Below are 12,727 nucleotides of genomic sequence, written 5' to 3'. Positions count from 1 at the left end.
GAAGCGCGCGGACGACGCGTCCGCCCTCTTCTCACGCCGGGGTTCGGTTTCCATCCCGGTGGCGTGGGCTTGGCGATAATGTGTTCGAGGTGAAGCTGGTGGTGCAGGTCAAGCTGCTGCCGACGCCTGAGCAGGCGGCGGCGCTGGAGGCGACGTTGCGCGTGGTCAACGACGCGGCCACCTGGGTCTCGCAGCTCGCCCACGACCGGCGGGTGTTTCGCAATTACGATCTGCGCAGGCACGTCTACGGGCAGGTCAAGGACAGGTACGGGCTGGCGGCTCAGGCCGCGCAGCATGTCATCAAGAAGGTCGCCGACGCCTACGCCACCCTGCACGCCCATGTCCGCAACGGCAATCTGAGCAGGCCCGGCTCCGTCCGGCGTGAGCGGGTGCTGGCCCGGCCGATCGTCTTTCGCCCGGGCGCGGCCCAGCCGTTCGACGACCGCTGCCTGTCCTGGCAGCTGAACGCCCGCACGGTGTCGATCTGGACCACGGGTGGGCGGATGAAGGGCGTGGCGTTCACCGCCTCGCCCGATCAGCTCACCCTGCTGGCCGCTCACCGCAAGGGCGAATCAGACCTGGTGTACCGCGATGGCAGGTGGTTTCTCATCGCCACCTGCGACCTGCCGGACGTTCCGGTGCGCGCTCCGGACGGGTTTGTCGGGGTGGATCTGGGGATCGCCAACATCGCCACCACCGCCACCGCCACCGCCACCGGCACCGCCACCGGCACCGCCACCGGCACCGGCACCGGCACCGGCGATGGTGTCCGTCACAGCGGCAAGACCCTGAACGCGGTCCGTCACCGCCACCGCGAGCTGCGCCGCCGCCTGCAGGCCAAGGCCACCAAGTCCGCGAAACGGTTGTTGAAGAGACGCCGCCGCAAGGAAGCACGTTTCGCCGCCGACATCAACCACACCATCGCCAGACGCATCGTGACCGAGGCTGCACGCACCGGGCGAGGGATCGCCCTGGAAGATCTCCAGGGGATCCGCGACCGGGTACGGCTCCGCAAGCCCCAGCGGGTCACGCTGCATTCATGGAGTTTTCACCAGCTCGGCCACTTCCTCGCCTACAAGGCGGCCCGCGCCGGTGTCGCCCTGGTCTGGGTGGACCCGGCCTACACCTCGCAAGCCTGCTCGGCCTGCGGGCACGTGGCCAAGAACAACCGGCCCGACCAGGAAACCTTCGCCTGTACGTCGTGCGGCTTCGCTGAGCACGCCGACGTCAACGCAGCCCGCAACATCGCCGCACGCGGTGAGACGGGCTGGGCAGTGAGTCACGCTGCCTGACGCGGACCAGACCGTCGAAGCCACCGACGGCGAGGAGCTGCAAGCTTGGTCGTTCACGGCCGAGAAGCTGACTGCTCTTGCAGGGTGTAGAGGCGGATCTCGATGCCGTCGGGATCGATGAGGCCGGGGATCAGCCACCCGACGCTGCCCTCGGCGATCTCGCCATGTCGTTCGCCCAGGACGTCGAGATGATCCGCCCAGGCCCGCAGCGCCTCCAGCGTCGGCACGCCGAGCGCGACCGGGTCGAAGCCGCTCAGCTGCGCGGCCAGCCGCGGCTCCTCGCGCAGTGCCAGCGTCACCGTCCGTGCCGGGTCGGTCAGCGCCACGCCGCGCAGCACGCCGTCCTCGACGAACTCGATCGCCAGGTCGAGGCGGAGCACCCGCCGGTACCACTCAAGGCTCTTGTGCACGTCGGAGACGGGCAGCTTGACGTGATGGAATCCGCCCAGCACGACCATCGGAAACCTCCATGACCTCAGGGAGACGACGCTTTAGATTAGAGTCGCACTTTAAAGCAATACTCTAAGCCAGTCGGCTCGGTCAAGGGAGCGAGGCGGGCCAGTCCGGGCGCGTGAGAGCAGCCGGACGACTCGCCGCGCCGTCGAGCGCACGGCGTTGCCGTCATCGGCCGGACCGGGGTCAGGGAGTCCGGGTGGGCGGGGTGGGGCCGCGGGGTGCGGACGGAGCGGGTGAGGTGGGTGCGGGTGCGGGCGTCGGTGAGCCGGGCGCGGAGGGGCTCAGGGTCGCGTACTGGCCTCTCCGCTCCTGGACCGGCACCATGACGCGCATCTCGCCGGCGCGTTTCAGCGTGAACGTCATGGGCACCCAGCGTGAACCGGTCACTCCGGTGACGGTCGCGATCGGCCCCTCGGCGCCCACGAGGCGCTTGGCCGGCACGTCCACCGGTGCGGGGAGCTGTACCCGCACCCCCTGCCCCGCGGTGACCCGCTCCAGGGTGTCGCTCCGGTTGCCGTCGTTGACCAGGATGGCGTACAGCGCGAGGTCGCGTCCGCCGGCCAGCAGGAAGGCGTTGCGCAGGTGCATCGTGCGGACGCTCGCGTTGGCGCCGTCGTTCTGCGGGGCGTGGATGCGGGTGACGTCCTCGGAGTCGTAGGTCAGGCCGGTGCAACCGGCGCTGACCGCGGTGACGGTCAGCAGAGCTGCCACGACGGACGTTCGACGAGTCATTGCAGGCGTCTACCCTGCACAAACGCCAAATAATCTCCCCGTGTGGCCTCCCGCTCCGGGATGCCCGGCGCGCGTTGGTGGAGCGCGAGGCGCGCCGGGTGCGGCAGGGGCGGCGGCGCGACCGGGGCGATGGCCGGTGTGGTTTGCCCGGCGTTCTCTGTGGCAGGCGAGATGCGGGTCCGGTGCCGAGACACGGGGCCCGTGCACCCGACCCGATCACCTGAGGAGCGGCATGTCGCAGCCGGATGAGACGGCACCCTTGGCGGACAGGCGTGACCCGGAAGAGGATCACGGCGAACCCGAGTTCGCCGACGAGTTCAGCCCCTCGCCCACCGACCCGGCCAACCAGTCGGAGGGCGACCCCGACGAGGAGGTCCACGGACAGGCCGAGGGCTATGACGAACCCACGGAGGCGTGAGCGGGGGGCTCGCCTGGTGGGCCGCCGCTAGTTGGGCGGGTCGAAGCGGCCGTCGATCGCGGTCCAGCCGCCGTCCACGTAGAGGACCGAGCCGGTCACGAAGCCGGCCGCGTCGCTGGCCAGGTAGACCACGGCCCCGGCCATCTCGTCGGCCCGGGCCCACCGGCCGAGCGCGCTCTTGGCCGCGTAGGCGTCGTACCAGGCGGGGTCGGCCTTGATCTGGCTGGTCAGCGGCGTCTCCACCACCCCGGGCGCGATGGCGTTGACCCGCACCCCGCGCGGCCCGAACTCGGCGGCGGCCGTGCGCAGCAACTGCACCAGCCCCGCCTTGGTGGCCGAGTAGACGCCCTGGCCGGGCTCCGTCACCGAGGCCCGGATCGACGCGAACCCGATGATGGACCCGCGCCCGCGCTCCACCATCCCCGCCCCGAACGCTCGCACCAGGTCGAAGGAGGCGCGCAGGTTGAGGTCGACGACCCGGCCGAACTCCTCGGCGGAGTAGTCGAGCAGCCGCTTGCGCACGTTGGTCGCCGGGGTGAACACCAGCACGTCCGCGGGGGCCTCGGCGGCGAGCGCCTGGATGGAGCCGCCGTCGAGCACGTCCAGCTCCCGGGCCGTGCCGCCGCAGCGCGACGCCGTCTCCTCGGCCGATTCCGGATCGCGGTCCGCGCACACCACGTTCGCGCCGTGGGCCGCCAGCGCCAGCGCCGACTCCCGCCCGATGCCGCTCCCGGCGCCGATCACCACAGCCCGCCGCCCGTCGAGGCGGAACAACGCGTCATATCCCATGCGGGCCACCCTAGCGACTGGTCTGACCAGTGCACCAGGTTGGTCACCCTTCACCAGGGATGAGCGCGTCGCGGCGGCCCTGGAGGAAGGCGCGTTCGGCGGCGTTGCCCGTGCGGGCGACGGCCTCCTCGTACGCCTGCGCCGCCTCGGCGGTGCGACCGAGGCGGCGCAGCAGGTCGGCGCGGATCGCGTGGAACAGGTGGTAGGCGTCCAGGCCGAGGCCGTCGACCACGGCGAGCGCCTCGGCCGGGCCCGCCACCTCGGCCAGCGCGACCGCCCGGTTCAGAGCCACGACCGGCGTCGGGGCGCACGCGAGAAGCTGGTCGTACAGCCGCAGGATCTGCTCCCAGTCCGTGGCGTCGGCGCGCGGCGCGTCCGCGTGCACGGCGTTGATCGCCGCCTGGATCTGGTACGGCCCCGGCCGGTCGCGCCGCAGGCACGCGCGGACCAGCTCCTGGCCCTCGGCGATGAGGTCGTGGTCCCAGAGACGGCGGTCCTGCGCGGCCAGCAGCACGAGGCTCCCGTCGGGCGTGGCGCGGGTCGCCCGGCGCGCGTGCAGGAGCAGCATGAGCGCGAGCAGGCCGACGACCTCCGGCTCGTCCGGCAGCAGCTCGGCCAGCAGTCTGCCGAGCCGGATGGCCTCGTCGCACAGGTCGTCGCGGACGAGGTCGGCTCCGGAGCTCGCGGTGTGGCCCTCGGTGAAGATGAGGTAGACGACCGCCAGCACGGCACGCACGCGGCCGGGGAGGTCGGCCTCGGCCGGCACGCGGTACGGGATCCGCGCGTCACGGATCTTGCCCTTGGCCCGGACCAGCCGCTGCGCCATCGTCGGCTCCGACACGAGGAAGGCCCGCGCGATCTCCCCGGTGCCGAGGCCGCCGAGGAGGCGAAGGGTCAGCGCCACCTGGGCGGAGACGGCGAGAGCGGGATGGCAGCAGGTGAAGATCAGGCGCAGCCGGTCGTCGGGCACGGCACCCTGCTCGGCCGGTTCGCCTGAGGCGTGCAGCAGGGCCGCCGCGGCGTGCCGGTCGTCGCGGGACGCCTCGCGGCGCAACCGGTCGATCGCCCGGTTGCGGGCCGTGGTGATGATCCAGCCGGCCGGGCTCGGCGGCGCCCCGGTGGCCGGCCAGCGGTCCACGGCCACGGCGAACGCGTCCTGGACCGCCTCCTCGGCCAGGTCGATGTCGCCGAACCGCCCCACCAGCACGGCCACCGCCCGCGCGTACTCCCGCCGGAACACCTGCTCGACCTCGGCCACCGAGACACCTGCGGCCCGGGGGCCGCCCGCGTCCAGCGCCCCCATCTCATCGCCGGCCGGCCCGCCGGGCTCGGCGTCATGCCGCACGCTCACCCCTGCCCTCGCGACCGTCTCACTGCCTCGTCACGGGCCGGCCGGGCTTCGCCGCGCGCCTCCCAGTCGGAGCGGAGGATCTCGTACTCCACCTCCCCCTCCTCCGACCCCTCGATGGGCTCGGGCCAGTGGTCGAAGTGCGTGCGCACGTGGCGCAGCCCGCACTTCTCCATGACGCGGCGCGACCCCTGGTTGACGGCCATGGTCGTGGCGAAGACGCGCCGGGCGCCCAGCTCGCCGAAGGCCTTGCCGATCAGCGCGAGCGACCCCTCGGTGCCGTAGCCCCTGCCCCACGCGGACTTGTGCAGGCGATAGCCCAGCTCCGGCTCGGCGGGGTCGCCGCCCTCCGGCGGGCGCAGGTGGAACCAGCCGAGGAAGGCGCCGGTGGAGCGTTCGATCGCGGCGAAGAAGCCTGAGGAGACGTAGCGGGGCAGCGTCTCGTTCACGATCACGTCACGGGGGGTCGGCTTGCCGCCGTTGAGGAAGCGCATGACGTCGGGGTCGTTGTGCAGCTCGAACAGAAGGTCGGCGTCGGCTCCGGTGAACCGGCGCAGGATAAGGCGGTCGGTCTCTGAGTAGATCTCCACCGGCCCCACGCTAACGCGGGTCAGGGGTGCAGGACGCGGCCGTGGCGGCCGCCGGTGAACTCGCCCGACTCCACGACGACCCGCCCCTCCAGCAGCACGTGCACGATGCCCGTGGGACGGGCGGACGGAGCGGTGTAGGTGCCCGCGTGGCCGACCGTGGCCGGGTCGAAGACGCAGACGTCGGCGTACGCCCCGGCGCCGAGCCACCCCCTGCCGCGCAGCCCGAACTGGTCGGCGGTGGCGGAGGTCATCTTGCGCACCGCCTCGGCCCAGCCGACCACGCCCCGCTCCCGTACGTAGCCGCCGAGGAACCGCGGGAAGCAGCCCCACGTGCGCGGATGCTCCAGGCCGGTGGGCGGCCCGTTGTCCGAGCCGATGGCGATGAGCGGATCGGCCATGATCTCGGTCACGTCCTCCTCGGCCATCATCTCGATCACCATCTGCGCGGCCGGGTCCGCCGCGACGAGGTCGCAGGCGACCTCCCACGGGTCGCGGTCCCCGGCGATGTCGGCCAGCGCGCGGCCGGTGAAGGAGGCGTCGGCGTGCGAGGTGACGAGGATCCCGGCCGGTACGGCGTCCCGCCAGAGCCCCGAACCCGTCCCGCCCGCCTCGGCCACCGAGCGGAGCCGCAGGCGCTCGGCGGGGGAGGCGAGCACCTCCCGCAGCCGGCCGCCCGCCAGCGCCGACGGCGGGAGCAGTGCCGCCAGCACGGTGGAGCCCGCCAGGTAGGGGTACTGGTCGCCGCGCACGTCCACGCCGGCGGCCCGCGCGGCGCGCAGCCTGTCCAGCAGCAGGGACGCCCGCCCGTGGTTGGGCCGGCCGGCGACCTTGCAGTGCGACACCTGCAGCCGCACCCGGGCCCGCCGGGCGATCTCGACGGCCTCGTCCAGGGCCTCACCGACCGCGGCGCCCTCGTCGCGCAGATGCGTCGTGTACGGCACGCCGTACCGGTGCGCGACCCGGGCCAGCGCGACCAGCTCGCCGGTGCCGGCGTAGCTCCCGGGCGGATAGATCAGCCCGCTGGACAGCCCGCACGCGCCCGCCTCGAAGGCGTCGGCGGCCAGCTCGCACATCCGGTCCAGGTCGCCCTCGGCCAGGTCCGGCGCGAACCCCGCCACCGCCCCCCGCAGCGTCGAGTGCCCGACCAGGGTCGCCACGTGGTTCGACGGCCCGGCGACGGCGACGGCCGACAGGTAGCCGGCGAAGGTCCAGTCGGGCACGCAGACCCCGGTCAGCTCCTCCAGCCGGGAGGCGTCGGGCGCGTAGGAGTAGCCGCAGTTGCCGTTGATCTCGGTCGTCACGCCCTGCAGCAGCTTGAACGGCTGCGGCTCGTCCATCAGCGGCACCAGATCCGAATGCGCGTGGGCGTCCACGAACCCCGGCGCGACGATCAGCCCGGCCACGTCCAGCTCCCGGCGGGCGCCCGAGAGGCCGGGGCCGACGGCGACCACCCGGCCGCCGGAGATCGCCACGTCCGCCGTCTCGGCGGCCGAGCCCAGCCCGTCGTGCACTGTGCCGCCGCGCAGGATCAGATCAATCATGCGATCCACCCAACACCTGACATGCCGGAAATTCTTGTCGTGAATGACCTAACAAGGTGGCCCGTGTTGGTCCGATGCGACGAAGAGAGGCGGCCGACGGACCGCCTAGCGTGCCAGCATGACGATTCGGCTGGCAGAACTGATCAAGGAGTTCCGCGTGCCCGGGGCCTCCCTGGCCTACTGGCACCAGGGCGAGACCCACCGCGAGGTCGCGGGTCTGCTCAACCTGGACACCGGTGTGGCGGCCACGCCCGACTCCCTGTTCCAGATCGGTTCGGTGACCAAGGTCTGGACGACGGCCCAGATCATGCTCCTGGTCGAGGAGGGCAGGCTGACGCTCGACACCCCGGTGGCCGAGGTGCTGCCCGAGATCGGCGGCGGCGTGCTGGTCAGGCACCTGCTCTCGCACACCAGCGGGATCGACGGCGACTTCTTCCACGACACGGGCCGGGGCGACGACTGCCTGGAGAAGTACGTCACGGCCATCGCGAGCCGGCCCCTCACCCACCCCGTCGGCGCCACCCACTCCTACAGCAACGGCGCCTTCTCCGTCGCGGGCCGGGTCGTCGAGCGGGTGACCGGCAAGGTGTGGGACACGGCGCTGCGCGAGCAGCTGATCGACCCCCTCGGACTGACCCACACCTGGACGCTGCCCGAGGACGTGATCCGCTTCCGCGCGGCCACCGGCCACCTCGGCGACGCCAACGAGCCGACCGGGGTCTGGGGCATCACCCGCTCCAACAGCCCCGCCGGGCAGATCTGCGCCACGGCCGCCGACCTGGTCCGCTTCGGCCGCGCCTTCGTCGAGCCCGCCGTCCTCAGCCGGGCGAGCGTCCAGGCCATGGCCGAGCCGCAGATCGAGCTGCCCGGCCGGGTGTACGGCACGCACTGGGGGCTCGGCTGGATCCTCGACACGTGGGACGGCACGCCCGTGAGGCTGCACGGCGGCAACACGATCGGCCAGGCGGCGATGCTCTGGGTGCTGCCGGACCAGGACGTCGTCGTCGCGCTGCTGTGCAACGGTGGTGACACCGACGGCCTCATCCAGGCGGTGGCCGAGCAGCTCTTCCCCGCGCTGTGCGGGGTCCGGCCGCCGGCGCCGCCGCGGCCGCCCGAGACCCCGGTGGCGGTGGAGGCGGGCCGGCACGACGGCGTGTACGAGCGCACCGGCGCCCGGATCACCGTGCGCGACCTGCGGCTCACCTACGAGTCGACCGGCGAGTACGCCGACCTCCAGTCGCCGCTGGAGTTCGAGCTCGTGCCGGCCGGGGACTCCGTCTTCCTCGCCCGCCGCTCCGGCGACCGGCTGTGGACCAAGGCGGTGTTCCACACCCTGGCGGACGGCTCGCCGTACCTGTACTTCGGTGTGCGTTCCACCCCGAAGATCCCGTGACCCTCACCATCACCGAGCTGACCACCGTCGCCGAGCACCACCGGGCCGCCGACCTGATCACCAAGATCTGGGGCAGGGAGCTGCTGGAACCGGGCCTGATCCGGACGATCGCGCACGTCGGTGGGTACGTCGCGGGCGCCTGGGCGGGGGACGAGCTGATCGGCGTCTCCATCGGCTTCTTCGCCCAGGACGGCCACCTGCACTCGCACATCACCGGCGTGCTGCCGGGGGCTCGCGGGGGAGCGGGCTACGCGCTCAAACGCCACCAGCGGGAGTGGGCGCTGGCCAGGGGCGTGAGCCTGGTGTCGTGGACGTTCGACCCGCTGGTCAGCCGGAACGCCTACCTGAACTTCCACAAGCTGGGCGCCCGCGCCGGCTCCTACCTGCCGGACTTCTACGGCACCATGCGCGACGCGATCAACGCGGGCGAGGCGACCGACCGGATCTACGTCGTGTGGGACCTGTCGGCCCCGCCCGTCCCGCGTCCCGAGGCCGATCCGCGCGACGCGCTCGTGCTGGTCGGGCGCGACGGCGACGAGCCCGTCCGCACCGGCCGGACCCCCGAGCACGGGACCCGGCTGGCGGTCGCGATGCCGCACGACATCGAGCGGCTGCGCACGATGGCGCCCGGCACCGCCCAGCGCTGGCGCGCATGCGTACGGGAGGCGCTCCTCACAGCACGTGAACTGGGCATTGTGATCGTCGACGTCGCCCGCGAGGGCTGGTATCTCCTGGGAGATGAGACTTAGGTTGAGCACCCTTGGCCGCATTCTGGACGATCTCGGCTCCACCTTTCTCGACATCGTGGCCTCGCCGGGCGAGATGGACGTCGAGGTGGCGACCGTGCAGATCTACGACCCGCTGGACGACCAGATCGTGCCGCCGGGCACGATCCTGCTGGGCGTGGGCGTGGAGGGCGCCGACCGCATCCGCGAGCTGCTCACCACGCTCGGCCCGATGGGGGCGGCCGGCCTGGTGGTGAAGTCGCCCGTCGCGGTGGACGAGACGGTGCGCGCGAAGGTCCTGGAGACCGGGGTGGTGCTGCTCGGCCTGACCAGGGCCGCGTCGTGGGCGCAGGTGGCGGCGCTGCTCCGGTCGATCCTGGCCGAGGGCGACGTGGGCTCGCCCGGCGAGCCGGCCGGGTCCGGCGACGACCTGTTCACGCTGGCCAACGCCGTCTGCGAGCTGCTGGACGCGCCCATCACGATCGAGGACCGGTCGTCGCGGGTGCTGGCGTTCTCCGGCCGGCAGGACGAGGCCGACCAGGCCCGGGTGGAGACCGTGCTCGGGCGCAAGGTGCCGGAGAAGTACCAGCGGCTGCAGGAGGAGCGCGGCATCTACCGCGAGCTGTACCAGAACCGCGAGCCGATCTTCTTCGACCTCGGCGGCGGCATGCTGCCCAGGACCGCCATCGCGGTGCGCGCCGGGGACGAGATCCTCGGCTCGATGTGGGCGACCGTGCCGGGACCGCTGCCGGAGCACCGGCGCCGGGCGTTCGGCGACGCCGCCAAGATCGTGGCGCTGCACCTGTTACGGCAGCGCGCCGGAGCCGACGCGCAACGCCGCCTGCGCGCGGACCTGCTCTCCACGGTGCTGGAGGGCGGCCGGGACGCCGCCGACGCGGCGGCCCGGCTCGGCATCGCCACCGAGCGGGTCTGCGTGCTGGCCGCCGGGCTGGACGAGAGCGCGTTCGCCGACGTGGCCGGCCGCGAGGGGGAGCGGCAGCGGTTCTGCGACGCGCTCGCGCTGCACGTCGGCGCCATCCACCCGCACGCCGCCGCCGCGCTGATCGGCAGCGTCGCCTACGCGGTGCTGCCCCTGCACGCCCAGGCCGCCGACGCCGAGCAGCGGGCGGTGCGGGTCGCGGAGAGCTTCCTGGCCAGGACCGGGCGCCGCTTCCCGGCCGCGATCGGGGTCGGACGGCAGGTCGGCACGCTCGCCGAAGTGGGCAGGTCGCGGTCCGACGCCGCCCGGACGCTGCGCGTGCTGCGGGCCCGCGGGGTGTCGGGGGTGGCCGCCGCCTACGCCGACGTGTACTTCGAGTCGCTCCTGCTGCAGCTGGGCGACCTGGTCGCGGCCGAGGAGCAGCCGCCGGCGGGGCCGTACGAGAAGCTGGTCGCCTACGACGCCGAACACGGCACGGACCTGGTCGGCACCCTGAAGGCGTACCTCGACGCGCTCGGCAACGTGCACGCCGCGGCCAAGGCGGTGCAGGTGCACCAGAACACCTTCCGCTACCGGCTGCGCAGGCTCGCCACGATCTCCGGGCTCGACCTCGACGACCCCGACGCCCGTCTCGCCGTCAGTCTGCAGATGCGGCTGCACTCCTGACGGCGAGCCCCCTGGCACCGGGCGCGAGTGCCGCGCCCGTCAGGCCGGGCGCGGCACTCGTCAGGCGATCACTTGGCCAGCATCCGGATGGTGCTCGGGGCGAAGGAGCCGCCCAGCCGGGCGAACTCCGCGCCGTTGCCGTAGAGCGGCGTGGTCGTGTCCGCGAACGGCACGATGTCCGCCTTCTGGTACAGGGCCTTCTCGGCCTCGTTCCACTTGGCGCAGCTCTCCTCGCCGGTGGCCTTGGCCGCCTCGCCGATCAGGCGGTCGTAGTCGGCGTTCTTGATGGTCGACCAGTTGGCGCCCTTCGGCGGGCCCTCACCGGACAGGAACGGCACCATCATGCTCGGCAGCGGCACGTTGACCTGGATCCAGCCCGCGTCCCAGTCCATCGAACCGTCGCTCACGCTGGCCAGCTGGGTGCCGGGGATCTGCTTCAGCTCGGTGTCGACGCCCAGCTCCGTCCACTTCTGCTTCATCAGCTCGGCCGCCGACTTGCCGGGGTCGCCGTGCTCGGTCAGGAAGACGTACGTCAGCTTCAGCTTCTTGCCGTCCTTGGCCCGGACGCCGTCGGCGCCCTTGGTCCAGCCCGCCTGGTCGAGCAGGGCCGCCGCCTTCGCCGGGTCGTGCTGGGGCAGCGCGGTGGTGGTGACGCCGGGGCAGACCCGGGGCTGCATGCTCAGGCCCTCCGGTGTCGCGCCCGTGCCGCTGGTCGCCACCCGCTGGAGCTCGTTCAGGTCGAGCGCCATCGTGAGCGCCTGACGGACCCGCTCGTCCTGGGTGGGCCGGCCCTGCGCCTGGTTGTAGGTGAACTCGCCGAACATCAGCCGGATCTCGCTCTTGAACAGCTTCTGGGCCTCCATCCGGGCCCGGTCCGGGCCGATCACGTGGGCGGCGTTGAGCTGTCCGGACAGCAGCAGGTTGGCGGCCGTCGTCTCGTTCTTGACGACCTTGAGCACGACCTTGTCCGGCAGGCCCTCCTGCCCGCCGGTCACGCCGCCGGGACCCCAGGCGTACTCGGGGCGCTTGGCCAGGGTGTAGTGGTCGTCGGCCACCGACTCGGTGATCTGGAACAGGCCGGTGCCGTGCTTGCCGGCCTTGAGCCCGGCGGGGTCGGTCAGGCCCTTGCCGCACACGATGAACACCGACGACAGCCTGCGCAGCAGGAACGGGTCGGCCGTCTCGACCGTCATCGTCACCTTGCCCGCCGCGTCGTCGGCCGTGGCCTTGAGGTCGGCGGGCACGAACAGGCCGAGCAACTGTGACTTGTTCTTCGGATCGGCGATGAAGTTGACGCTGCCGGCCACGTCCGCGGCCGTCAGCGGCGAGCCGTCGGCGCACGTCACCCCCTTGGCCAGGGTGAACTCGACCGACGTGGCCGTGTCCTTCCAGGCCGAGGCCAGGCCGGGCTGCACCGTGCCGTCGTCCTGGTAGGAGACCAGGGTGTCGTACAGGAAGAAGTCGACGCCCCGGGGGTCGGACAGGGCGGTCATCAGCGGGTTCAGGTCGCCGGGCTCCATGATGGCCATGGTGAAGGTGGCACCCGTGGCGTAGCGGCCGGAGCCCGCGGGCTTGGCCTCCCCACCGGGGTCACCGGAGCCGGAGCCGGAGTTCCCGCACGCCGCGGTCGCCAGGGCCACCGCGCAGAGCACCCCGAGCAGGCGAGCGCGCATATCATCTCCTATCCATCCGTTGCGATATCGGCCAGCGTGGTCCCCGTGGCTGACCTGGTCATCGTGGGATCCGACAAAGCCACGAAATTTCGCCGTATATCTGGACCACTCCTTGTGGGGGCGTACATACTTCGCCCCGTTAACTGGGCGATTCGTACGATTCC

General features: G+C 72.4%; 12 protein-coding genes. 5 read left to right on the top strand and 7 right to left on the bottom strand.

Annotation, left to right across the window (positions count from 1 at the left end; translation table 11 throughout):
• The first annotated feature begins 89 nt into the window (after positions 1-89).
• Entirely contained in the window at positions 90-1,292 is a 1,203-nt protein-coding gene (locus IEY82_RS06365) for an RNA-guided endonuclease InsQ/TnpB family protein (protein WP_189123020.1), read from the top strand.
• A gap of 53 nt (positions 1,293-1,345) precedes the next feature.
• Here the strand turns inward: IEY82_RS06365 and IEY82_RS06360 are convergent, their stop codons facing one another.
• Both IEY82_RS06360 and IEY82_RS06355 read right to left on the bottom strand, forming a co-directional pair.
• Positions 1,346-1,750 (bottom strand): VOC family protein, encoded by a 405-nt coding sequence (locus tag IEY82_RS06360; protein ID WP_189123019.1) that lies wholly within the window; start codon positions 1,748-1,750, stop codon positions 1,346-1,348.
• A 181-nt stretch (positions 1,751-1,931) separates the two neighbouring features.
• Positions 1,932-2,459 carry a hypothetical protein gene (locus IEY82_RS06355; RefSeq protein ID WP_189123018.1) on the bottom strand — a complete coding sequence of 176 codons (528 nt, stop codon included), beginning with the start codon at positions 2,457-2,459 and terminating at the stop codon, positions 1,932-1,934.
• 253 nt (positions 2,460-2,712) lie between these two features.
• On the opposite strand from IEY82_RS06355, the gene IEY82_RS06350 reads away from it, so the two are divergent.
• Complete coding sequence (locus tag IEY82_RS06350) at positions 2,713-2,898, top strand: hypothetical protein (RefSeq protein WP_189123017.1); 186 nt, start codon at positions 2,713-2,715, stop codon at positions 2,896-2,898.
• A 27-nt stretch (positions 2,899-2,925) separates the two neighbouring features.
• Here the strand turns inward: IEY82_RS06350 and IEY82_RS06345 are convergent, their stop codons facing one another.
• From IEY82_RS06345 to IEY82_RS06330, 4 genes are read right to left on the bottom strand one after another with little or no spacing between them, the layout of a single operon-like run.
• The gene (locus IEY82_RS06345; RefSeq protein WP_189123016.1) at positions 2,926-3,687 is read right to left on the bottom strand and encodes an SDR family NAD(P)-dependent oxidoreductase; all 762 of its coding nucleotides are present in this window, start codon (positions 3,685-3,687) and stop codon (positions 2,926-2,928) included.
• Between the two features lie 43 nt (positions 3,688-3,730).
• The gene (locus IEY82_RS06340) at positions 3,731-5,032 is read right to left on the bottom strand and encodes an RNA polymerase sigma factor (protein WP_268241126.1); all 1,302 of its coding nucleotides are present in this window, start codon (positions 5,030-5,032) and stop codon (positions 3,731-3,733) included.
• A 2-nt stretch (positions 5,033-5,034) separates the two neighbouring features.
• Positions 5,035-5,625: a GNAT family N-acetyltransferase gene (locus IEY82_RS06335; RefSeq protein WP_189123015.1), complete on the bottom strand. Its 591-nt coding sequence runs from the start codon at positions 5,623-5,625 to the stop codon at positions 5,035-5,037.
• Positions 5,626-5,645: 20 nt separating this feature from the next.
• The gene (locus tag IEY82_RS06330) at positions 5,646-7,166 is read right to left on the bottom strand and encodes an N-acyl-D-amino-acid deacylase family protein (RefSeq protein ID WP_189123014.1); all 1,521 of its coding nucleotides are present in this window, start codon (positions 7,164-7,166) and stop codon (positions 5,646-5,648) included.
• Positions 7,167-7,284: 118 nt separating this feature from the next.
• On the opposite strand from IEY82_RS06330, the gene IEY82_RS06325 reads away from it, so the two are divergent.
• Genes IEY82_RS06325 through IEY82_RS06315 form a run of 3 tightly spaced genes read left to right on the top strand, consistent with a single transcriptional unit; the run spans position 7,285 to position 10,890 of the window.
• Positions 7,285-8,559 carry a serine hydrolase domain-containing protein gene (locus IEY82_RS06325; protein WP_189123013.1) on the top strand — a complete coding sequence of 425 codons (1,275 nt, stop codon included), beginning with the start codon at positions 7,285-7,287 and terminating at the stop codon, positions 8,557-8,559.
• Positions 8,556-9,308 (top strand): GNAT family N-acetyltransferase, encoded by a 753-nt coding sequence (locus IEY82_RS06320; protein WP_189123012.1) that lies wholly within the window; start codon positions 8,556-8,558, stop codon positions 9,306-9,308. The genes IEY82_RS06325 and IEY82_RS06320 overlap by 4 nt, the downstream gene beginning before the upstream one ends.
• Positions 9,298-10,890, top strand: a complete 1,593-nt coding sequence (locus IEY82_RS06315) for a PucR family transcriptional regulator (RefSeq protein WP_189123011.1) — start codon at positions 9,298-9,300, stop codon at positions 10,888-10,890. Before IEY82_RS06320 ends, IEY82_RS06315 begins: the two co-directional genes overlap by 11 nt.
• Before the next feature lie 68 nt (positions 10,891-10,958).
• On the opposite strand, the gene IEY82_RS06310 is transcribed toward IEY82_RS06315, so the two are convergent.
• Positions 10,959-12,563: an ABC transporter substrate-binding protein gene (locus IEY82_RS06310; RefSeq protein ID WP_189123010.1), complete on the bottom strand. Its 1,605-nt coding sequence runs from the start codon at positions 12,561-12,563 to the stop codon at positions 10,959-10,961.
• Positions 12,564-12,727: the final 164 nt, after the last annotated feature.

This window comes from Nonomuraea cavernae, assembly GCF_014646355.1.
Taxonomy (GTDB): Bacteria; Actinomycetota; Actinomycetes; order Streptosporangiales; family Streptosporangiaceae; genus Nonomuraea; species Nonomuraea cavernae.
This window is presented reverse-complemented; position numbering and strand designations above follow the sequence as displayed.